Source organism: Denitratimonas tolerans, assembly GCF_037203605.1.
Lineage (GTDB): Bacteria > Pseudomonadota > Gammaproteobacteria > Xanthomonadales > Xanthomonadaceae > Denitratimonas > Denitratimonas tolerans.
Window position 1 is genome coordinate 13,914 of record NZ_JBBDHC010000022.1, and the last position, 21,863, is coordinate 35,776.

Genomic DNA, 21,863 nt, shown 5'->3' on the forward strand with positions numbered 1-21,863 from the left:
CACGGCTGGGGATCTCTTCAGCAAGGAATTGCGGGCGGGGTGCGGGAGGCCATCATTTACGGAGCGTGCGGCGTGCGTCAAACGAGCTTTGGCGCTCTTCGGAGAATGACGACTCGGCCATGCCCTGTCGCCGGGATTGCCCTAGACTCGCAACATCCCTGATCCCTTTTCGTCGCGGAGATGTTTCCCGTGTGCATAGCCATTTCCCGTCTTGCCCTGTTGCTTTTCACCGCGACTTCCGCCCTCGCCGCCGAACCGCTGACGATGGAAAAGATCATGGCCGATCCGGACTGGATCGGGGCGCCGGTGGAGCGGGCGTGGTGGGGTCTGGATGGGGCGAGCGTGCTGCACGAACAAAAGCGCGTCGGCAGTCCCTTGCGCGATCTGCATGTGACGGCGCTGAAGGATGGTGCGAGCCGGGTAGCGGGTGACGCGGAGCGGGCGGGGCTGGATGCGGCCGATGCGGTGTTCGATCTGCGTCGGGAGCGTGCGCTGTTCGTGCGCGATGGGGATCTGTTCCTGCGCGAACTGCGCGATGGCCGGCTCGTGCAGCTCAGCCGCGGCATGAATGCGTCCGGGGCGCAGTTTTCCGCCGACCAGCGGCAGGCGCAGTTTCGTTCCGGCGATGACTGGTATGCGGTGGACCTGGCCTCGCGGCTGGTGCATCCGGTGGCCCAGCCGAAGGCGGAAAAGGACCCGGCGGCCGAGCCGAAGGCCGACGATCTGCGCGCGCTGCAGCTCGAACTGATCGCGACGCTGGCCAAGCGCCGCGCCGACACCGAGGCGCGGCGCGCGCGTGATGCCGAGCTGCGCAAGGCGGATGCCACCCGCGCCGGCGTGCCGGTGTATCTGGGCGACGAGGTGAAGATCGCGCGCTCGGCGCTGAGCCCGGACGGGCGCTGGCTGCTGGTGGTCACCGAGCCCAGGAACGGCGACAAGGGCCGCGCCGGCAAGATGCCGGTGTACGTGACCGAGTCCGGCTACGAGGACGTGGAAGACGTGCGCACCCGCGTCGGGCGCAATCCGCCGGCCGGGCATGCGCTGCAGCGGGTGGAGCTGGCCACGGGCAAGGTCGAGACGCTGACGTTCGACGCGCTGTCCGGCATCGACGTCGATCCGCTGGCCGATCTGCGCAAGGCCGCCGGCAAGGACGCGCTCAAGGGCCAGCGCCCGGTGCGCGTCGATGCGATCCGTTTCAGCGACGACGGCAGCCGCGCGGCGGTGCAGCTTCGTGCGACCGACAACAAGGACCGCTGGATCGCGCGGGCCGCTGCCACGGGCACCGCGCTGGTGCCGCTGCACCGGCTCACCGACGCGGCCTGGATCAACTGGAACTTCAACGATTTCGGCTGGCTGTCGGACAACCGCACGCTGTGGCTGCTGTCCGAGGAAAGCGGGTATTCGCACCTCTACACCGTGGGTGAAAAGGGCGGCAGGGCGCGCGCGCTGACGCAGGGCGCGTGGGAGGTGTCCTCGCCGCAGCTCTCGCCCGACGGCTCGCGCTTTTTCTTCCTGTGCAACCGCGCCTGGCCGGGCGACTATGAGGTCTGCGACAAGGCGCTGGGCAAGAGCGCGGTGCGCGAGCTGACCGCGCTCGACGGGGTGGAGGATTTCAGCGTTTCGCCTGACGGCAAGCAGCTGCTGGTGCGCCATTCCAGCACTTACGTGCCGGCCCAGATCTCGGTGCTGCCGGCGACCGGCGGGCAGGCGCGCGCGCTGACCCAAACGGTGAATCCGGATTTTGCCGCGTATCCGTGGATCGCGCCGCGCATCGAGCAGGTTCCTTCGACCCAGGTGAAGGCACCACTGTGGTCCAAGTTCTACCGCCCCGAAACGCTGGAGCCGGGCAAGACCTATCCCATCGTGCTGTTCGTGCATGGCGCGGGCTACACCCAGAACACCCACGCGCGCTATCCCTACTATTTCCGCGAGCAGATGTTCCACAGCCTGCTGGTGCAGCAGGGCTATCTGGTGCTCGACATCGACTACCGCGCCTCGGAAGGCTACGGGCGTGACTGGCGCACCGCGATCTACCGCCGCTTCGGTGAGCCGGAGCTTGAGGATCTGATCGACGGGGTGAACTGGCTGGTGGCCGAGCATCAGGGCGATGCCGGTCGGGTGGGCGTGTACGGCGGCTCCTACGGCGGCTTCATGAGCCTGATCGCCCTGTTCAAGGCACCCGAAGTATTCCACGCCGGTGCCGCGCTGCGCCCGGTCACCGACTGGACCCAGTACAACCACGGCTACACCGCCAACATCCTCAACACGCCGGATATCGACCCCGCGGGCTACCGCAGCGGCTCGCCGATCTTCTTCGCCGAAGGGCTCAAGGGCGACCTGCTGATCGCGCACGGGATGATGGACGACAACGTGTTCTACCAGGACTCGGTGCGCCTGGCGCAGCGGCTGATCGAGCTGAAGAAGGAACGCTGGGAGCTGGCCAGCTACCCGCTGGAGCGCCACGGCTTCGTGGAACCCGACGCCTGGCTGGACGAATACCGCCGCATCTTCGCGCTGTTCGAACGCAGCATCGGCGCGAAGGCGGCGGACGGGGAAAGGTAGGACAGGGAAAAGCAGGGCAGAACCGCCGCAGGCGATTCCGCCGCGCTCTTGCCGCACGCTTTCCTGCGGAAACCGCTGCGCGGGTTCCGCCCTGTTCGGGTTGGCGTGCTTGTCGTCGGTTTGCGGGCATCCGCCTCAGCGCGCCGCGCGCCGCGCCCGCATGATCGTGTCGTAGGCCGCGTTGATGGCGCGGGCGCGCTCTTCGGCCAGGGCGCGGATTTCGGCGGTGGCATCGACCACGCGGTCGGGGTGGTATTTCGACATCAGCCGGCGGTAGGCGGCATCGAGCACTTCGGTGTTGTCTTCAGGCGAGGATTCGAGCGTGGCGTAGGCCGCTTCCAGTGCGCGATCGCGCGGCGCGCGGCGCAGCCAGCCGGCGTCGAAGGCGTGGCCGACGAGGGCACCGATCAGCAGCCCGAACGGATGGCGCATCAGCGCGAAGCCGAGCAGTCCGCCGAGCACCTTGCCGTAGTAGCGCGCGCCCGAACCGCTCACGGCGCATCTTCCGCCGGTGCCGCGTCGAGCGCCGGCCAGGTCTGGCGCGCATACCAGTCGGCCAGCGCCTCGATGTCGCGCCGGCTGAGCACGCCGATCACGCTGCCCATCACGTCGCCCTCGCGCCGACCTTCGCGGTACTGGTTCAACGCCCAGACCAGATACGCCTCGTTCTGTCCGCCGATGTGCGGTGCCGCCGGCATCCGGCTGCGGCCGTCCGTACCGTGGCAGGCCACGCACAGGCCGATCTTGGCCGGTGGCGCGGGTGCGGCGTCGGGGGCAGGTGCGGCGGCCGCGGCGGCGGCGATAAGAAGCGCGATCATGGGCGCGATTCTAGCGCGCCGCCGATCCGGTTCCATGCGCGCCGTCGTTTCTGCGACACTGCCGACCCGCCGGCACGGAGGCACGTCATGCGCGTCTGGTCCCTGCACCCTCGCTACCTCGATCCCGTCGGCCTGGTCGCGCTGTGGCGCGAAACCCTGCTCGCCCGCAAGGTGCTGTGCGGGCAAACCCGCGGCTATCGGCAGCATCCGCAGCTCCAGCGCTTCCAGGCACAGGCCGATCCGATCGCCGCCGTCGATGTATACCTGCAGGCGGTCCACGACGAAGCCCGGGCGCGGGGCTATCGCTTCGACCCGGCGAAATTCGACGCTGCGGCCCGCAGCGCGCCGATCAGCGTCACCGTCGGCCAGCGCGATTACGAATGGCGGCACCTGTGCGCCAAGCTGCAGCTGCGAAACCCGGACCTGCTGGCGCGCTGGAACGCGGTCACCGCGCCCGACCTCCATCCGTTGTTCGCCCTGGTTCCCGGCGCGGTGGCAGCGTGGGAAAAACATCTGCCACCGAGCGAATCCAGCGCGCATCGCCGACCGACCCCGTAGAGCGCAGCTTGCTGCGCCTGTGGCGTTGCGCCAAAGCCTTCCACGCCCGGAATCCTCAGCCCGTCAACGCGCGTCCGCTCACGATCACGCCATCCGCATCCGCGTACAGCCAGAAGCCCGGCTCCACGCGCACGCCGGCGATTTCCAGGGAAACATCGCGCAGGCCCTCGCCGTGCTTGTCGGTCTTGCGCGGGCAGCGGCCCAGCGCCTTGACGCCCAGATCCATCGTGGCGATGGCGGCGCTGTCGCGGATCGCGCCGACGATGACGATGCCTTTCCAGCCGTTCTCCACGGCCTTGGCCGCAAGCAGGTCGCCCAGCATCGCGCGCGCCATCGAGCCGCCGCCGTCGACGACGAGCACGCGGCCCTTGCCGGGTTCGGCCACCGCTTCGCGCACCCGCGAGTTGTCCTCGCAGGCCTTGATCGTGGAGACCTGGCCGTGGAACGCGATGCGCCCGCCCAGATCGAGCCAGGGCAGCGCCAGCACCCGCACGCTGTCCTCGTGCGCATCGCACAGGTCGGCGGTGGCGAACGTCGTGTCGGTCATGGGTTCCCGCCCTGTCGCGCGATCAGGTGAAGTAGCCGGTGGCGCGGTCGCGGGCACGCTGGATCTCGCGCTGCATTTCGCCGATCACCTGCGCATAGTCGGGTGCGCCGAAAATGGCCGAACCGGAAACGAAGGTGTCGGCACCGGCCAGGGCGATGTCGTGGATGTTGTCGGCCTTGACGCCGCCATCGACCTGGAGGCGGATCGGCCGCCCGCTGCGGTCGATCAGGGCGCGGATGCGGCGCACTTTCTCCAGCATCGCGGGAATGAAGCTCTGGCCGCCGAAGCCGGGGTTGACCGACATCACCAGGATCAGGTCGATGTCCTCGAGCACCCAGTCGAGCACGTCCAGCGGGGTGGCGGGATTGAGCACCAGCCCTGGACTGCAGCCGTTGGTGCGGATCGACTGGATGGTGCGGTGCACGTGCGCGCTGGCTTCGGGATGGAAGCTGATCGAGGTGGCACCGGCCTTGGCGAACTGCGGCACCAGGGCGTCGACCGGCTGCACCATCAGGTGCACGTCGATGGGCGCGGTGACGCCGTGCCGGCGCAGCGCCTCGCACACCATCGGGCCGATGGTGAGGTTGGGGACGTAGTGGTTGTCCATCACGTCGAAGTGGACCCAGCCGGCACCGGCGGCGAGCGCGGCGTCGACCTCCGCGCCCAGGCGCGCGAAGTTGGCGGAGAGGATGGAAGGCGCGATGACGGGTTCGAGCATGTCAGGCTCCGGAATCGGAAGGTGCGGAAGGTGGCGTGCTGGCGGCATCGAGTGCGGCCAGGTCGTCGGCATCCAGCGCCAGCGTCGCGGCACCGGCAAGCTCTTCGAGCTGCGCGGGCGACGTGGCGCTGGCGATGGGCGCGGTGATGCCGGGCTGGGCCATGATCCAGGCCAGCGCGACCTGCGCGGGCGTGGCGGCGTGCTTGTCCGCCAGCCGGTCCAGCGTGGCCAGCACGGCATCGGCCTGCGGCGCGGCCAGGTACTGCTGCACCGCGTCGCCGCGCGCGCGGCCGGCGGCGTCACGCGCGCTGCGGTACTTGCCGGTGAGAAAACCCGACGCCAGGCCGTAGTAGCTGATGACGCCCATGCCTTCCTTCCGGCACAGAGCCTGCAGCTCGCCCTCGAACTCCCCGCGCTGCATCAGGTTGTAGGGCGGCTGCAGGGTCTGGTAGGCGGGAAGGCCGTGCAGCTGAGCCACTTCCAGCGCATCGAGCAGGCGCGAGGCGCGGTGGTTGGACGCGCCGATGGCGCGCACCTTGCCCTGTTCGATCAGGGTCTGGAAGGCGGACAGCGTTTCATCGGCCGGGGTGTCCTTGTCGACCCAGTGCGACTGGTAGAGGTCGATGCAGTCGATCCGCAGGCGGCGCAGGGAGTCCTCCACGGCGGCGAGGATGTAATCACGCCGCAGGCACACCTGCCCCAGGCCCATGTCCGAACCGACCTTGGTGGCGATCAGCAAGTCGTCGTGGCGACCGCGCCGGCGGATCCACTCGCCGATGATCGTCTCCGATTCGCCGCCGCGATTTCCCGGTGCCCAGCGCGAATAGACGTCGGCGGTGTCGATCAGGTTGAAGCCGTGCGCGACGAAGGCATCCAGCACGCGGAAGGACTGCGCCGCATCGCAGGTCCAGCCGAACACGTTGCCGCCCAGCACCAGCGGGGCGATGTCGAATCCAGTGCGGCCCAGCGGGCGGGTTTGCATGGCGATTTCCTGCGTTGCGTCGGCGGTGCGTCGCCCATTATCGCGGATCGCGGCCGGTGGCGCGTCAGAGCGCGGCGAAGGCGTCGCGGGTCAGGTTTTCCGGATCGCCCTCGGTGCAGACCACGTCATCCTCGATGCGCACGCCGCCGAACTGCGCCAGGTGTTCGACCAGGCTCCAGTCGATCGCGCTCGCGTGCCGGCCCTGGCGCAGCGGAGCGAGCAGCATGTCGATGAAGTAGAGGCCCGGCTCGATCGTCACCACCATGCCCGGCGCGAGGCTGCGGGTGAGGCGCAGGAAGGGATGGCCGGCGGGCTTGTCGATCGTGCCGCCGGCATCGGAGGCGGCGAAGCCGGCCACGTCGTGCACCTGCAGGCCGATCAAGTGGCCGATGCCGTGCGGAAAGAAGGCCGCGCTGACGCCGGTTTCGAGCTGGGATTCGGGGCTCATCTTCACCACGCCCAGATCGTGCAGCACGCCGCCGAGGAGGCGGTGCGCATCGAGGTGGATGTCGCGGTAGTCGCGCCCGGCGCGCACCTGGTCCACCAGCGCAAGCTGGGCGCGTTCGACCCCGGCGATCAGCGCGCCGTAGCGCGCGTCGCCGTCGCCGTAGCTGCGGGTGATGTCGCTGGCGTAGCCCAGGTGGGTGGCACCGGCGTCGATCAGGAAGGCGCGCGAGCGCGACGGTGGCGCGATGTCCTGATACTGGTAATGCAGCACCGCGGCGTGCCGGTTGAGCGCGACGATGTTGCCGTAGGGCAGGCTCAGGTCGTTCTGCCCCGAGGCACCCAGGTAGGCACGGTGGATCTCGAACTCGGACAGCCCGGCGCGGAACGCCGCCTCCGCCGCAGCGTGCCCGCGCACGGCGGGAACCGAGGCCAGGCGCATGCAGGCCAGTTCATAGGGTGTCTTGAAGGCGCGCTGGTAGTGCAGGTAGTCGAGCACCGCGGCGGGATTGTTCGGAACCAGGCCTTCCAGTGCCGCGTCGGCCTCCCCGATGATCGCAAGGCGGCCATTCCCGGGAAGGTGCGCGGCGGCTTCTTCGGGGCGGCGGATCACGCGCAGGTCGAAGTGCTCGACCCAGAACCCTTCCGGCGCGGCCGGCGGCAGGTGCCAGTAGTCGGCCGGCTGGTGGTAGACCAGCACCGGCTTCCTGCCCGGAGTGATCGCGATCCAGCCGTCGCTGTGGCCGGGCAGCGGCGCGGTGTGGACGAAGTGCGGGTTGGCCGCGAACGGATAGGGCCGGTCGTCCAGGAACTGGTACTTGGCCACGCCCGAGGCGATCAGCAGGTGGTCGAAGCCGCCGCGAGCGAGCGCCGTTTCGGCACGTGCCAGCACGGTGGCGAGGTGAGAGGCGTAGAGGGGCGCAAGTTCCACGGCGAGTCCTCGAAAAGCGGCGGCGTGCGCCGAACCTCCGAAGGATGGCAGGGTGGCTGCGGCATGTCTTGTGCCGAAGGGCCGGGATCGCGCGGCGATCGGCCGATCGCGGCCAGGGCACGTCGGCCACGCAGGGCCGACCTGCGGCGGTGCGCACCGCGCGACGGTTCGAGGCGGTCCACAGGTCGTGGCTACGCCCCCGACGGGGTGTGCTAGACGTACTGGCTGCCCGGCAGGTCGATCCAGATGCGCAGTACCGCGAGGTCCTCGGGGCTGATGTCGATGAAGCGGAAGCCGGTCCAGAACTGGCCGGGCTGGTTCGCCGGTTCGGACCAGAGCTGGTGGGTGCCGACGCTCACTTCGCGACGGTTGCCGCCGGCGTCGGCGAGGGTGAAGGACATCTGGAACAGCGCGTCCTCCATCGTGTCCGCATTGGCCAGAAGCATCATTCCGCTTTCGGAAATGTTGCCGATCAGGCCGACCACGGATTCGGTCAGGGTATCGGTGACGTCGATGCGCTCGGCCACCTGTTTGCGCTTGGCGCGGCGGTATTCCTGCTGACTCATGGTCTTCCTCAACTTGCGGCAGGCGTGGGTTCGGCCCCGCCGCCGGAGAACGAGCGCAGCGCCGTGACGATGGCCTTCCACGCGCGGTCGACGATCGAACCGGACTCCGGTTCCACCACGCTGACGTTGCCGCGGCAGATCTCGCGTGCCAGCCACGACAGGCTGTAGTCGCCGGCGCGCTGGCCGCGGTGGTTCACGAACAGGCAGTGGTCGGTGATGGTGCTGTACCAGGACAGGCGTCGGCGCGCCTTGACGCCCTGCTGGCTGATGGTGAAATCGAACCAGGTGCCGAACGCGATGCGCTTCAGGCGCTCGTGCCAGGCCTTCTCTTCGGGCGAGAGCGGCGCGGTCTTTTCTGCCCTGGTGTCCTGGCGCTCGGCCGTTGCGGCGCCGCTCTTCACGTCCTCGCCGAGCCGGGCGCGGGTGCGCAGCCTGAGGGTCAGCTCGGTGCGCGAGGCCGGCTCGGCCGTGGTCTCGGTGTCGCGGCTGTCGCCCGCGCCGCTGACCACCGAGCTCAGCCGCAACGAGAACGCCCTGGCCTCGTCGCCGGAGTGCCCGACCTGGGCCAGCGCGGCCTCCACCTCGCCCCGGATCTGCGCCAGCTCCGGTGGCGTGAGCGCGACGCGCTTCTCGTTCGGCAGCGCCGCCGCGACCAGGGTTTCAGCCAGGCCCAGGTACTGCCGGAACGCGGGCGCGTTGTCGCCGCCGCGCAGCAGCGCGAGCGCCAGCACGTCGGTCCAGACCTGTTCGAGCAGCGTCTTGAGGAACTTGGGGACGACCTTGCCCGCCACCAGCCCGCTGATGGCCTCCTCGGCCTTGAGCCGTGCGATCTCCAGCTTCTCGCGCCCGCGCGCCGCCTCGACGTGGCGACGCTCCGCCACTTCCGCGCGGTGCTGCTGGGTGCTCAGATGGCTGCCGAGGTCATCGACCATCTCGCGAAGCCGCGCGGTGTCGGCCTCCGGGCTTTCGCAGACCTGGCGGACCACCGTGCCCATTTTCCGGATCAGGTCGCGGTCGACCTCGTCTTCGCTGCTCCAGTACGCGCTGGTCTCGGTGATGGTGGTCAGAAGCTGGCGCGCGGGATGGGTGCGATCGGAAAAGAATCCCGGGTCCTGCAGCGCCACGCGCAGCAGCGGAAGCTGGAGCTGCCCCAGGAGCTGTCCGCCCGGCGTCTGCGGCTGCACCTCCTGCGCAATCTGCTCGAACAGCATGCCGACCAGATCGACGGTGTCGCCCTGCGCCCCGGACAGCTGCGGGATGCGACCATCGACGGCGTGTGCGGCCAGGTGCGCGGTGAGCTCGCGGCGCAGATCGCCGAGCGGCACGGACACGCCCTTGGCCCACTGCGCGTTGAGACGGGCCTGCAGCGCGCCGAGGCTGTCCTGGATCTGGGCCGGATTGGCGACCGGGCCGCTGATCGTGTTGGTCTGGAGCCGATCGAGCAGGCTGCGCCGGCCGGCAAGCAGCCGCCGCAGGGTGTCGAACAGCACGACGTCCTCCGCGCCGCTTTCCGGCGCGGCCGGCTCCCGGGACGCGGCTGGCGCGGTGCCGGGTCGCGGCGCGCTGCCGCGCTGCGGCGCAAACAGGCCGCTGCCCGTGGCCGCATCCGCACCGGCACCCGGCGCGTGCGCGGACGGCGCGCTGCCGACCTGCGCGAACATCCCGGGGCCGGCGGATGCCTGCGCCGCGGCTCTGCCGCCAGCGGGCCCTGCCGCGGCCGGATCCATCCCGGGCCTGGGCCCGGGCGACGCCGTCGGCGCATCGCGGCCGCGCTGCGGGTTCCTGTTGCGCGGTGCCACGTAGGTCAGGTGCGGCAGGATCTTCTGCTGGATGAGGTAGTTGTTCAGGGTTTCGAGAAACTCGCCGAAAAACTGCATCACGCTGCGATCGAACTGGCCGAACACGACGCCGCGCTGGCTGGCGTCCAGATCGAACACGGCGATGGACTCACCCAGCATCCGGCACAGCTGGCGCGGACCGATGGGCAGGCGCTCGGCGTCGAACGCGGGACGACCGGCCACCACGCCCAGGCGCTGGCCCAGAAGAAACAGCGGCAGGCTGTTGCGGATTTCCGCCCGCGTGGCGATTTCACGCAGCGCCACGGTTTCATCCATCGCCCCCGTATCGACCAGGGCCAGCGCCGAGAACGGCGGCGGCGCGGCCTCCGGCACGTCGGCCTTCACCGGTTCGGGCAGGCTTGCCAAGGCCTCCTCGATCCGTTCGAGCATGGCCGGAGCAAGGTGGGTGCGATTGGCGCTGATGCGTTTGCGTGATTCCAGCAGGGCGCGCTGCACCTCGTTGCTGCGGGCGTGCTCGGCACTGCGGAACAACTGCTGCTCGAGCTCGTTGAGCATCGATTCCAGCGCGCGGGAAAACTCGTCCCGGAAAAATCCGAAAATGCCTTCAAGCACGGCCCGGCGCCGCGGCGGAAAGCCGCGCGCGGCGATCCTGTTTCCTTCGGCAGACGCGCTTCGGCGTGCCTCTGTGCCCGATGTGTGCATGCCGGTCCGCCCCCCTGTGCGTTGAGCGAATCATTCTATGATGCGCGTCACAGATCAAGCCCCGCGCAAACGGCGGGAGAAAATCTCCGCGTGCCGCAGCGGGGTGAATCGAGAAACCTGCGCGAATCCGACCGTGGGCGGGTCGGCGGGGCGGCGGCCTTCCCTGGCCGCGTCATTCGCTCAACCCGGCGGGTTGATTGTCAGCGCGCCTGCCAGCGCAGGCTCAACAGCGCGGTGGGGCCGGGCGTGCGGTAGCCGTCCACCAGGACATAGTCGCGATCGAGCAGGTTGTCGATGCGCGCATCCAGCCACAGGCCGGCCGACAGCGGCAGGCTGGCGCGCGCCGACAGCACGCCGTAACCGGCCAGGCGGGTGCCGAAGTCGGGCCGCTCGGAGGCCGCGTGGGCTTCCACGCCCAGGCGTTGGCCGCCGTCGAACACCCGCTCCACGAGCGCGCTGGCCTTGCGCGCCGGGCGCCGCAGCAGCGCCTCGCCGGTATCGCGGTTCTGCGGATCCTGCCAGGTGGCGCTGGCCTCGACGTTCCAGCCCACGGGCTGCCAGCGCCACTCGAGTTCGGCACCGTCGGTGCGCGCGCGCGCCACGTTGATCGCCTGGGCCTGCGCGCCGCTGAAGTCGATCAGCTGGTCGAGGGCGTTGCGGAAGGCGCGCAGAGACACTTCGCTCGCCGCGCCCGAGGTCAGGCGCAGCGCCAGCTCGGTGCTTTCCGAACGCTCCGGAGCCAGCGCGGGATTGCCGGCGTACCAGCCGCCCCAGCCGGGCGAGTACAGCTCGTTCATGGTCGGTGCGCGGAAGCCCTGGCCCCAGCTTGCCGACAGCCGCAGCGCGCCGGTCAGCTCCCAGCCCCAGGCCCCGGCGAAGCTCGACTCGCTGCCGTAGACGCTGTTGTCGTCGTAGCGACCTGAAAACTCGAACGCATGCGCATCGATGCGGCCCTGCCAGGCGGCGAAGGCGGCGCGGGTGTGGCGCGATTGCCCGTACACGTCGCTGCCGGCGGCGGTGTCCATCTGCCGGCCGCGCTCGCTCAGCCAGGACAGCCCGAGGGTCAGGGCACCCTGCGTGCCGGTCGTGAGGCTGTGCTGCCAGTCGGCCTGGCGCCGGCGCGAGAGGTAGCGCGTGACGGCGTCCGGGGTGTCGAGCCGGTCGCGGCTGCCGCTGAGGCTGAAGCGATGGCTCCAGTCCGCGCCAAGCCCGCCGCCCAGCGCCAGCCCGAACACGTCCTGGCGGGTGTTGGATCGGCCCTGGTCGAACTCGATGTCGTTGTCGCCGTGCAGCAGGCTGGCTTCGACCTGCTGGCTGCCCAGCGCCAGGTCGCCGTGCGCCGCAAGCGTGCGGTAGAGCGCACCGTCGCGGTCCGGGTCATGGCTCCAGTTCGAGGGCGTGGTGGCGTCGGTGCCGCGGGTGTCGAGCCAGCCGGCGCTGAGGCCGAAGCCGCCGCGCGCCGAGCGCGCGCCCGCACCCGCCTCGATGCCCCAGGTGTCGTGGTTGCCGGCCCGCAGTGCGGCGCGGCTTGCCGCATCGCGGCGGGTGAAAATCTGGATCACGCCGCTGAGCGCATCGGCACCCCACAGCGCCGCGCGCGGCCCGCGCACGATCTCGATGCGCTCGATCGCCGACAGCGGCAGCTGCTCCCAGGGATAGATCCCGGTGCCCAGCGCCGACACGCGCACCCCGTCGATCAGGACCAGGGCGTGGTTGGAGTTGCCGCCGCGGATGAACAGGCTGGTCTGTTGACCGAGCCCGCCGCCGCGCACCACGTCCAGGCCCGGCACGCGGCGCAGGAGGTCGAGCACGTCGACGCTGGCGCTGGCGTCGATCGCGTCGCGGTCGATCACGCTGACCGCGGCGAGCGAGGCGGACTGCGGCTGCGCCAGGCGCGTGGCGGTGACCAGCACCGGGTCGGTCCTCGGCAGGGACTGGGCCTGGGCAGGCAGGAGGAGCGCGGGCGCGAGCGCCGCGGCAAGAAGGGCGGGACGAAAAAAGGACATCGAATCATGCTCCGGGGAAGGAAAGCGGGCGCGTGCCGTGGTTGGCAGACGCCGCGCCGAAACCCGGAAACGGGAGCTCGATGCGCACGTCCGCATCGCCCACCGCGACGCAACGGAGCCGACGCGCAGCGCCGGCGCTGCAGGCCGGTCTCCGGGCTGGCAGGCCGGGATCGCTCCCGCTTCGCCCGCCTTCCCGGCCCTGCGGCCAGTGACTGTCCCCCGAAAGGACGTGGGCAAATGACGCCTGCTTACCGTTGCGGGGGCAGCGCCGGATTCGCACCGGCTTCCCGAGCACCTGAAGCGGCGCGGATTCTATCGCAAAGCCGCGATCAAAGCCCCTGGGCCGCCTGCGCCACGGCGCGGAACAGGGCGCGGCCCTTGTTCATGGTTTCGTCCCACTCTCTTTCCGGATCGGAGTCGTAGACGATGCCGGCACCGGCCTGGATATGCAGGCGTCCGTCCTGGATGACGGCGGTGCGGATCGCGATGGCGGTGTCGGCGTCGCCGTGCCAGCCGAGGTAGCCGACCGCGCCCGAATAGATGTTGCGCTTGACCGGCTCCAGCGCGCGGATGATTTCCAGCGCGCGGATCTTGGGCGCGCCGGACACCGTGCCCGCCGGGAAGGTGGCGCGCAGCACGTCCATGTAGGAAAGCCCCTCGCGCAGCGTTCCGGTGACTTCGCTGACGATGTGCATGACGTGGCTGTAGCGCTCGATCAGGAAGCGTTCGCCGACCTCGACCGTGCCGGGTGCGGAAACCCGTCCGACGTCGCTGCGTCCCAGATCGATCAGCATCAGGTGCTCGGCGCGCTCCTTGGGATCGGCCAGGAGCTCGCGTTCCAGCGCCAGGTCTTCCTCGGGCGTGCGCCCGCGCGGGCGGGTGCCGGCGATCGGCCGCACCGTGACTTCGCCGTGCTGCAGACGTACCAGAATCTCGGGCGAAGAGCCCACCACCTGGGTGGTGCCGGTGTCGAGGAAGTACATGTAGGGCGAAGGATTCATCGCCCGCAGCGCGCGGTAGACATCCACCGGGCGCGCATGGAACGGGATGCTCAGGCGCTGGCTCAGCACCACCTGGAAGGCGTCGCCGGCACGGATGTAGTCCTGGCAGCGCTGCACCGCGTCGAGGAAACCCTCGCGGGTGAAGCCGCTGACGAAATCGGCCTCGTCCAGCACCTTGCCGTGCAGGGTCTCCGGATAGGGCGCGCCGCCGTGGCGCAGGCGGTGTTCGAGCGACTCCAGGCGCCGGTTGGCGCGCGCCCAGGCCTGCGGCTCGGCCGGGTCGGCGTGCACGATGAGGTAGAGGCGTCCCTTGAGGCTGTCGAATACCGCCAGCTCCTCGGACAGCATCAGGAAGATATCGGGCGTACCCAGTTCGTCGGGCGCGTGACCCCGGCCCAGGCGCGGCTCCACGTACTCCACGCACTCGAAGCCGAACCAGCCGACCAGGCCGCCGGTGAAGCCGGGCAGGCCGTCGATCCTGGGCACCGAATGGGCCAGGCGCAGCGCTTCGACCTCGGCCAGCGGATCGGCGACTTCGCGCCGTGCCACCACTTCGCCGTGTTCGATCGTTTCCAGCATCTGGCCGCGCACCGCATACACTCGCCGCGCCGGCAGGCCGATGATCGAATAGCGCCCGAAACGCTCGCCGCCCTCGACCGACTCGAACAGGTAGGTGTGCGGGCCGTCGGCCAGCTTGAGGTAGACCGACAGCGGCGTGTCCAGATCCGACAGCACTTCCCGCACCACCGGGATGCGGGTATGGCCGGCGGCGGCGAAGGACTGGAAGGTGGCGGCGTCGATCACGGGCGGTGGCCGGAAAAAGGGGGCGACAGTATGCCAGCGCGTTCGACCGATGGCCGCTGGAGCACGCGCCCTCCGGCACATTTCCGCAGCGGCGGCAATCTGTTGCTGGCGCGACAGGCGCACCCTACACTGAACCTCGATTTGCGCGTGGTCGATACGGCATGTTCGAGGGGAAACCTGACATGGTCGCGCGGCTCTTCCGCCGAGCCGTGGTGCTGCTGGCGCTGGGAGTGGCGCTTGCGCCCGCGGTTGGACTGGCCGTGGTGCGTGACTACTACTTCCGCACGCTCGACAGTCGCCAGGGGTTGCTGCAGAGCACGGTCACGGCATTTCTCCAGGATCGTGAAGGCTTCGTGTGGGTGGCCACCCAGGGCGCGCTGCATCGCTTCGACGGTTACACCTTCGTCACCCTCGACATCCTGACGGGCATCGACAGCGCGTTGCCGAGCTTTGCCCAGGCGCTGGCGGAGGACGCGCGCGGTGCGCTCTACGTGGGCACCTTGCGCGACGGGCTTTTCGTGATCGATCCCGCGCGTCGCAGCGTCACGCCGGTGCCGCTCGCACCCAGCCAGGGTGCGATGGCGGCGGCCCAGATCGACGCGCTCCTGTATCAGGCCGGCGTCGGGCTCTGGGTCGCGCGTCCGGGCGGGATCGGACTGGTCGATGAACAGTCCGGCCAGTATCGCCAGGTGCTCGCCTTCGAGCAGATCCTGACCGGCGGTGGCAGCACCGGCATTACCCGCACCGTCAATGCCCTCGCGCTCGATGGCCAAGGCGATGTCTGGGTCGCCGCCGGCCACGGGATCTATCGGATCGAGGCCGGCCAGGGCCGGGCCGAGCGGTTCTCCGTGGAAGGCGCGCGCGCGCTGCTGGTGGATGCGTCCGGAACCCTCTGGATCGGGACGCCCTCCGGACTGCGCCGCAAGCCGGTCGGCTCCGACGCGGCCGAAGTCGTCTGGCCCAGCGCGCCGCGGGCGTCGGACGGTGCCTGCTGCGAGGTGATCGCGCTGGCGCAGTCCGGCGACGGCACGCTCTGGCTGTCGGTGGCCCGTGGAAACCTCTGGTACATGGATCCGGCCACGCGCGACGCGGTATCGATTCCGATCAATCCCTGGGTTGACGGCATGCTGGCCGAAGCCGGGCTGCCGCGGCTGATGATCGATCGCTCCGATCTGCTGTGGGCGGGCAGCCACGTGCGCGGCGTGGTGACCACGCCGGCGGCCGGCACCCCGTTCCGGGCCGTGTTCGATCTCGACCCGGCGCGCGATCCGCTCACCGGCAACGTGGTGCGCAGCCTGGTCGAAGGCGACGACGGCAGCCTGTGGCTGGGCACCCAGGGCGGTCTGCGCCGCTACGACCCGCTGCGCGACGAGTTCGAGTCTTTCGACGCCGCCTTCGCACTGGCGAGCGGTTCGGGCCGCGCGCTGGTCGCGCCGACCGTCGCCGGGCTTGCGCCCGGCAACGATGGTGCCTACTGGATCGCCAGCAGCATGGGGCTTTTCCAGTTCGATCCGGGCACCCGCCGGGCGACTGCGGTGATGCTCGAGGAGGGCGGCGGCCCGCTGCCGATGCGGGCGATCGAGCGCGGCCGCGACGGTGCGCTGTGGATCGGCTATGGCAACCGCGGGCTGATGCGCTACGAACCCCATAGCGGCGATCGGACCCTGTTCGAGCCGCGTCCGGGCGTCGAAGGGACCCAGCAGCAGGGGCGGATCATGGCCATCCACGAGGATTCGCGGGGGCGGCTGTGGGTGGGCGGAATGGCCGGCCTGAGCGTGCGCGATCCGTCGAGCGGGAACTTCCGCAGTTTCACGCACGATCCGGCGCGCCCCGACTCGCTTTCGGGCAGCATCGTGCGCGCCATCTACGAGACCCGCGACGGCACGCTCTGGATCGGCAGCCATCGCGGGCTGGATCAGGTGGTCGAGGGGCCGGATGGCATGATGACGTTTCGCAATTGGCCGATCTTGGCGACGGGCATGCCGTCGGTCGTCTATGCGATCGCCGAGGACTCCCGGGGCCGTCTCTGGCTGAGCGGCAATGACGGCCTGGTGCGGCTGGACCGGGGCGATGGGAATGCGGTGCGATTCGGGCTGAGCGCAGGGCTTCAGGATCTGGAGTTCAACGGTGGCGCGGTGGCGACGCTGCGCGACGGGCAGATCGCCTTCGGCGGAATCCGCGGCTTCAACCTGATCGATCCGGCGCGGGTGCAGCGCAGCCGCTTCGACGCCCCCGTGGTGCTGAGCTGGCATGGCAGCGGTCGCCACGCCCTGATAGGGCCGTTCAACCGCTCCGCGCCGGTGGTGTTTTCCCAGCAGGACCAGGTGCTGAGCCTGGGCTTCGCGGCGCTGGACTACACCTCGCCGGAGATCAACCTGTATTCCTATCGGCTGGACGGATTCGATGCGGACTTCAGCCCGCCCGCGCCGAATCCCATGGCGGTCTACACCAACCTGCCGGCAGGCCGCTACGCCTTTCGCGTTCGCGCCACCAACCACGATGGCATCTGGAGCTCGGGCGAGCTGAATGTGCCGGTCACCGTGGTGCCGCCGTGGTGGCGATCATCCGCGGCCCACGGTGTCTACTGGCTGCTGGGGCTGGGTCTGGTGCTCGTCCTGTGGCGGCACCAGCGCCAGCGCGCCGCGGTCCGCGCCGACCTGCTGGCGCAGATCCGCGAGCGCGAGGATCGGCTGAAGCTGTCGCTCTGGGGCGCGGGCGACTCGTTCTGGGACTGGGACCTGCGCAGCAACCGGCTGCACCGCATCGGTTCCGACCAGCTGCTGCACACGCCGGAAGAAGAGCTGCTGACGACCGAAGAGTGGCGCAGCGAGGCCATCCACCCGGACGACCTGCCGCGGGTGCACAAGCTGATGTACGACCACCTCGCCGGCAAGACCGCGTCATTCGAATCCGAGCACCGCATCCGCAACGCCTACAACGAATGGATCTGGGTGCGTTCGCGCGGCAAGGTGGTCGAGCGCGATAGCGAATCCAACCCGCTGCGCGTGGCCGGCACCGCGCACGACGTGACCGCCATCCGGCAGGCCGAGCGCGAGCGGCGGACCGCGTCCGAAGTGCTGCGCAGCATGAACGAGGCGGTGGCGGTGGTTGACCTCAACTTCCGCTTCGTCTCGGTGAATCCGGCGTTTTCGCGCATCACCGGCTACCCCGAGCAGGACGTCGTCGGGATGCCCGACAGCCTGCTGGAGAGCGGCCAGCACTCCCCCGAGTTCTATCGCCTGGCGCGCGAAGGACTGGTCGCCAAGGGCCACTTCCGCGGCGAGATGTGGCTGCGGCGCGCCGATGGCGAGCAGTTCCTGGGCTGGATCGAGCAGACCGAAGTTCGCGACGAGCTGGGCGTTCGCAGCCACTTCGTGTGGGTGGTCAACGACATCACCGACAAGAAGCGCGCCGAACAGGAGCTGCGCTACCTGGCCAACTACGACACCCTGACCGGCCTGCCCAACCGCAGCCTCCTGACCGAGCGCCTGTCACGCGCCGTGGTGCGGGCGCGCCGCCACGGATACGGCGTCGCGGTGCTGTTCCTGGATCTGGACCACTTCAAGGTCATCAATGACTCGCTCGGCCATGCCGCCGGCGACCGCATCCTCAAGGCATCCGCAGCGCGCCTCCTGGGCGTGGTGGGCAGCTCGGACACCGTGGCGCGCCTGGGTGGCGACGAGTTCACCATCGTGATGGAGGACGCCAACGACCGCGATGCGGTGAAGGGCATGGCCGAGGCGGTGCTGGCGGCGTTCGGCGAACCGATCCTGACCGAAGGCCACGGCGACATCGTGATCACGCCGTCGATCGGGATTTCCATGTTTCCCGATCATGGCCAGGTGCCGACCGATCTGCTGAAGTTCGCCGACGCCGCGATGTATCGCGCCAAGGAGCGCGGGCGCAACAACTTCCAGTTCTACGACGAGGCCATGGACGCCGAGGTGCGGCGTCGTGCCACCCTGACCGCCGCGCTGCGCCGGGCGCTGGACCGCGAGGAGCTGTATCTGGAGTTCCAGCCGCGCCAGTCGCTGTTCGACGGGCGCATCAGCGGGGTTGAAGCGCTGCTGCGCTGGGACAGCGAAGAGTTCGGCATGATTCCGCCGGCCACCTTCATCCCGCTGGCCGAGGAGGCCGGGCTGATCCTGCCGATCGGCGAATGGGTGCTGGCGGAAGCCTGCCATCGCCTGTGCGAATGGCGCGACCTGGGCGTGCTCGACCTCAGCGTGGCCGTCAACGTCTCGGTGCTGCAGCTGCTGCGCGGCAACCTCGCCGCGAGCGTGGCGAAGGCGCTGGAAGTGAGCGGCCTGCCCGCCACCCGCCTGGAGCTGGAGCTGACCGAAAGCGTGGTCATGGCGAACGCCGAGCAGACCATCACGATCCTGCGCGACCTCAAGCGCATCGGCGTCAGCATCGCGATCGACGACTTCGGCACCGGCTATTCCTCGCTGATCTACCTCAAGCGCCTGCCGATCGACACCCTCAAGATCGACAAGGAGTTCGTCGGCGACCTGACCCGCGACCCGGATGATGCCGCCATCACCTCCACCATCATCACCATGGCCCACTCGCTCGGCCTGACGGTGATCGCGGAAGGCGTGGAAACCGCGGAACAGCTGCGCTACCTGCGCAGCCAGGGCTGCGACGAGATCCAGGGTTTCCTGCTGGCGCGGCCGATGGAGGCCGACGCCTGCCTGGATTTCCTGTTGAAGCACGCCCGCACGCAGTGGACCACCCCGGCCGGTTGACCGCTTGCGGATCGCCGCCTATCGTGCCGCCATGGCCACCCCCGATTCGCGCCAGAAGCTCGATCACCTGACCGCCCAGCTCGACGCGCTGGGCGAAGTGCTGGCGCGCCTGCTCGACGAGAACCGCAGCCTGCGCGCCAGCCAGGAGCAGCTCATGGGCGAACGCGCGGCCCTCCTGTCCAAGAACGAGCAGGCGCGTTCGCGCGTGGAAGCGATGATCCTGCGGCTCAGGTCGCTGGAGCAGAACGCATGAGCGAGCCGGTCAACGTGCGCATCGCCGATCGTGAGTACATGGTCGCCTGCGAGCCGCACGAGCGCGAAGGCCTGATCGAGGCCGCACGCCTTCTGGATGGCCGGATGCGCGAGATCCGTGCCGCCAACCGCATGGCGGGCATCGACCGGATCGCGGTGTTGGCCGCGCTCAACCTGGCGCACGAGCTGTCGCAAACCCGGCGCACGGATGACCGCGACCAGCGCGAGATCGCCCTGACCCTGGACGACCTGTCGCGCAAGATGGATCGCCTGCTGGCCGCCGCGCGCCGCTGAGGAAGATTTTCCCGTCGGCCACGTAGGGCCGACCTACGGTGGCGGCGCACCGCGCACGATGGTTCGCCCGGCTACCGAGGCGGTTCGTGGGTCGGGGCTACGCCCCCGACGCGGTGTTCTCCATGAACCGCGCCGGATCGACCCGCACGAACACGCTGTCGCCACGCGCCGTGACCTCGCCGGCCGCGATCACCTCGCACAGTACCCGCGTCTTGCGCCCGGTTTCCCCTTCCACCCGCGCGCGCAGCATCAGTTCCTGGCCCATCGGCGTGGGCTTGAGGTAGTCCAGGCCCAGGTGCGCGGTGACGCAGTGGATCGGCGGCAGGCTGCCCGGTTCACGCCCTTCCGCGCGGTAGTGGTGGGCCATCGCGGTCCAGTTGCAGTGGCAGTCCACCAGCATCGCCAGCAGGCCGCCGTAGACCCGATTGGTCCAGCCGGCGAATTCGGGGCGCGGCAGGTGGTGGGCGATGACGTGCACCCCGTCGGGATCCCAGCGGCTCTTGATGCGCAGCCCGCTCGGATGCGCGCGACCGCAGCCATAGCAGATGTTGTCGGGATGGGCGAGATCCTGCAGGGCGGAAGCGGCGGGCATCATGGGTGAAAGCACGCGATGGCAACATCCCATTATGGCCCACGGCGACGCCATGCGGGGTGAACCCGGCGCGGCGCGCGCACCTTCCGCGCCGGCCGATGCGCTACCATGGCAGCGGCAGACTCTGCCGTGTGCGACAGCGTACGCTTACATTTGCCTTGACCCTAATGAACGACCCCGGGGACGCGAATCAGGGCTGGTGTGCAGGCCCGCCGCGAGCGGTAAGCCCGACGCCTTGCAAGCGTTCCCACCTGATCCTCGGGATCAAGGTCGTTTCGTACGCACCGCCACGGCGGAGCCTGCTCTCTTTTTCGCGGATCATGCGCCGATGACCCCTGTTTCCGAAGACCGCGCCGCGCTGCGCGCGCGCATGCGCGCGCGCCGTCTGGAACTCCCGGCGCGGCTGCAGATGGCGGCGGCCGAGGCGCTCGCCGAACGCCTGCGCGCGCTGCCGGAGCTGGCGGACGAGGGCTACGTGGCCGGCTACTGGGCGGTGCGCGGGGAGATTTCCCTGCACGCGCTGCTGGCACCGCCGCCGCGCTTCGTTTATTGCCTGCCGTGCCTGGCACCCGGCAGCACGCTGCGCTTTGCGCCCTGGCGCTTCGGCGATCCGCTGGTGGCCAACCGCCACGGCATACCCGAGCCGGACCATTCCCCCGCCGCGCAGCTGGCCCCATCCGACCTTGCCGCCGTGCTGGTGCCGCTGGTGGCCTTCGATGCCTCCGGCACGCGCCTGGGCACCGGCGGCGGCTACTACGACCGCAGCTTCGCCTTCCTGCGCGAACAGCCGCGCCCGATGCGGCCGTTGCTGATCGGCGTGGCGCACGATTTCCAGCAGGTCGACGCGCTCCAGGCCGCGCCCTGGGACGTGCCGCTCGACCTCGTCGTCACCGACGCCCGCACCGTGCGCTGCCGGTAGAATCCGCGCCTTTCCCCCGAGACCCGCGCCGCCATGGCCCATTGGCTGATGAAATCCGAGCCGGAGGAATTCTCCATCGACGACCTCGCCGCGCGCGGGCGCGAGCCGTGGACCGGCGTGCGCAACTACCAGGCGCGCAACTTCATGCGCGACGACATGCGCGTGGGCGACGGCGTGTTCTTCTACCACTCCAACTGCGCCGTGCCCGGCATCGTCGGCATCGCGCGGGTGGCGAGCGCAGCCTACCCCGACCCGACCCAGTTCGATCCGCAGAGCGACTATTTCGATCCCAAATCCACGCCTGCCGCACCGCGCTGGCAGATGGTCGACGTCGCCTTCGAACGCAAGCTGCCGCGCACGATCAGTCTCGACGAGCTGCGCCGGCACGCCGAGGCGCTGGGCGACTTCCCGCTGCTGGCGCGCGGCAACCGGCTTTCGGTGCTGCCGGTGAGCGATGCGCAGTGGAAGACCATCCTCGCGCTCGCCTGAGCGCTTGCGAAAGTGGGCGTGTCCGATTTTTTGTGTGTGAGGCGGTTTAGTTCCTGGCCTTCCTTCAGCGGGCCAGCGTGAACCGGTCTTCGTAGAGTATCGCGAACTGGTTCATCGCCGCCTTCCATTCG

18 protein-coding genes, 1 other RNA gene and 1 riboswitch are annotated in these 21,863 nt (G+C 69.7%); of the genes, 8 read left to right on the forward strand and 11 right to left on the reverse strand.

Features of this window, described 5'->3' with window-relative positions; all coding sequences use genetic code 11:
* The first annotated feature begins 180 nt into the window (after positions 1 to 180).
* Entirely contained in the window at positions 181 to 2,562 is a 2,382-nt protein-coding gene (locus tag WB794_RS12690) for a S9 family peptidase (protein WP_415926698.1), read from the forward strand.
* Between the two features lie 135 nt (positions 2,563 to 2,697).
* Here WB794_RS12690 and WB794_RS12695 read toward each other — a convergent pair whose 3' ends face one another.
* Together WB794_RS12695 and WB794_RS12700 are read right to left on the reverse strand one after the other, a co-directional pair.
* Positions 2,698 to 2,994, reverse strand: a complete 297-nt coding sequence (locus WB794_RS12695; protein ID WP_337336249.1) for a J domain-containing protein — start codon at positions 2,992 to 2,994, stop codon at positions 2,698 to 2,700.
* A 59-nt stretch (positions 2,995 to 3,053) separates the two neighbouring features.
* Entirely contained in the window at positions 3,054 to 3,380 is a 327-nt protein-coding gene (locus WB794_RS12700) for a c-type cytochrome (RefSeq protein WP_337336232.1), read from the reverse strand.
* An 87-nt stretch (positions 3,381 to 3,467) separates the two neighbouring features.
* Between WB794_RS12700 and WB794_RS12705 the strand changes: the two genes are divergently transcribed.
* On the forward strand, positions 3,468 to 3,938 hold the full coding sequence (locus WB794_RS12705; protein WP_337336233.1) for a pyrimidine dimer DNA glycosylase/endonuclease V: 471 nt from the start codon (positions 3,468 to 3,470) through the stop codon (positions 3,936 to 3,938).
* Between the two features lie 55 nt (positions 3,939 to 3,993).
* On the opposite strand, the gene rraA is transcribed toward WB794_RS12705, so the two are convergent.
* The 8 genes from rraA to trpE all read right to left on the reverse strand — a co-directional run bounded on the left by rraA (position 3,994) and on the right by trpE (position 14,438).
* The gene (gene rraA / locus WB794_RS12710) at positions 3,994 to 4,485 is read right to left on the reverse strand and encodes a ribonuclease E activity regulator RraA (RefSeq protein WP_337336234.1); all 492 of its coding nucleotides are present in this window, start codon (positions 4,483 to 4,485) and stop codon (positions 3,994 to 3,996) included.
* A 22-nt stretch (positions 4,486 to 4,507) separates the two neighbouring features.
* Positions 4,508 to 5,203, reverse strand: a complete 696-nt coding sequence (rpe, locus tag WB794_RS12715) for a ribulose-phosphate 3-epimerase (protein ID WP_337336235.1) — start codon at positions 5,201 to 5,203, stop codon at positions 4,508 to 4,510.
* 1 nt (position 5,204) lies between these two features.
* On the reverse strand, positions 5,205 to 6,185 hold the full coding sequence (locus WB794_RS12720) for an aldo/keto reductase (RefSeq protein ID WP_337336236.1): 981 nt from the start codon (positions 6,183 to 6,185) through the stop codon (positions 5,205 to 5,207).
* Positions 6,186 to 6,249: 64 nt separating this feature from the next.
* Complete coding sequence (gene pepQ / locus WB794_RS12725) at positions 6,250 to 7,560, reverse strand: Xaa-Pro dipeptidase (protein WP_337336237.1); 1,311 nt, start codon at positions 7,558 to 7,560, stop codon at positions 6,250 to 6,252.
* 212 nt (positions 7,561 to 7,772) lie between these two features.
* A complete protein-coding gene (locus WB794_RS12730) occupies positions 7,773 to 8,126 on the reverse strand; it encodes a PilZ domain-containing protein (protein ID WP_337336238.1) in 354 nt (117 codons plus the stop codon).
* 8 nt (positions 8,127 to 8,134) lie between these two features.
* A complete protein-coding gene (locus WB794_RS12735) occupies positions 8,135 to 10,627 on the reverse strand; it encodes a DUF1631 family protein (RefSeq protein WP_337336239.1) in 2,493 nt (830 codons plus the stop codon).
* Between the two features lie 200 nt (positions 10,628 to 10,827).
* Complete coding sequence (locus WB794_RS12740) at positions 10,828 to 12,633, reverse strand: TonB-dependent receptor domain-containing protein (RefSeq protein ID WP_337336240.1); 1,806 nt, start codon at positions 12,631 to 12,633, stop codon at positions 10,828 to 10,830.
* Between the two features lie 125 nt (positions 12,634 to 12,758).
* Positions 12,759 to 12,947, reverse strand: a riboswitch (cobalamin riboswitch).
* Between the two features lie 15 nt (positions 12,948 to 12,962).
* Complete coding sequence (gene trpE, locus WB794_RS12745) at positions 12,963 to 14,438, reverse strand: anthranilate synthase component I (protein WP_337336241.1); 1,476 nt, start codon at positions 14,436 to 14,438, stop codon at positions 12,963 to 12,965.
* A 182-nt stretch (positions 14,439 to 14,620) separates the two neighbouring features.
* Here trpE and WB794_RS12750 point away from each other — a divergent pair, with 182 nt between their 5' ends.
* Genes WB794_RS12750 through WB794_RS12760 form a run of 3 tightly spaced genes read left to right on the forward strand, consistent with a single transcriptional unit; the run spans position 14,621 to position 19,732 of the window.
* On the forward strand, positions 14,621 to 19,186 hold the full coding sequence (locus WB794_RS12750; RefSeq protein ID WP_337336242.1) for an EAL domain-containing protein: 4,566 nt from the start codon (positions 14,621 to 14,623) through the stop codon (positions 19,184 to 19,186).
* 31 nt (positions 19,187 to 19,217) lie between these two features.
* Positions 19,218 to 19,439 (forward strand): TIGR02449 family protein, encoded by a 222-nt coding sequence (locus tag WB794_RS12755; protein ID WP_337336243.1) that lies wholly within the window; start codon positions 19,218 to 19,220, stop codon positions 19,437 to 19,439.
* Complete coding sequence (locus WB794_RS12760) at positions 19,436 to 19,732, forward strand: cell division protein ZapA (RefSeq protein WP_337336244.1); 297 nt, start codon at positions 19,436 to 19,438, stop codon at positions 19,730 to 19,732. Before WB794_RS12755 ends, WB794_RS12760 begins: the two co-directional genes overlap by 4 nt.
* A gap of 97 nt (positions 19,733 to 19,829) precedes the next feature.
* On the opposite strand, the gene WB794_RS12765 is transcribed toward WB794_RS12760, so the two are convergent.
* The gene (locus WB794_RS12765) at positions 19,830 to 20,327 is read right to left on the reverse strand and encodes a PaaI family thioesterase (RefSeq protein WP_337336245.1); all 498 of its coding nucleotides are present in this window, start codon (positions 20,325 to 20,327) and stop codon (positions 19,830 to 19,832) included.
* A 115-nt stretch (positions 20,328 to 20,442) separates the two neighbouring features.
* Here WB794_RS12765 and ssrS point away from each other — a divergent pair.
* From ssrS to WB794_RS12780, 3 genes are all read left to right on the forward strand, one after another.
* Positions 20,443 to 20,627: non-coding RNA, 6S RNA (gene ssrS / locus WB794_RS12770), on the forward strand.
* Positions 20,628 to 20,652: 25 nt separating this feature from the next.
* Positions 20,653 to 21,243 carry a 5-formyltetrahydrofolate cyclo-ligase gene (locus WB794_RS12775; protein WP_337336246.1) on the forward strand — a complete coding sequence of 197 codons (591 nt, stop codon included), beginning with the start codon at positions 20,653 to 20,655 and terminating at the stop codon, positions 21,241 to 21,243.
* Positions 21,244 to 21,276: 33 nt separating this feature from the next.
* A complete protein-coding gene (locus WB794_RS12780; RefSeq protein WP_337336247.1) occupies positions 21,277 to 21,732 on the forward strand; it encodes an EVE domain-containing protein in 456 nt (151 codons plus the stop codon).
* Positions 21,733 to 21,863: the final 131 nt, after the last annotated feature.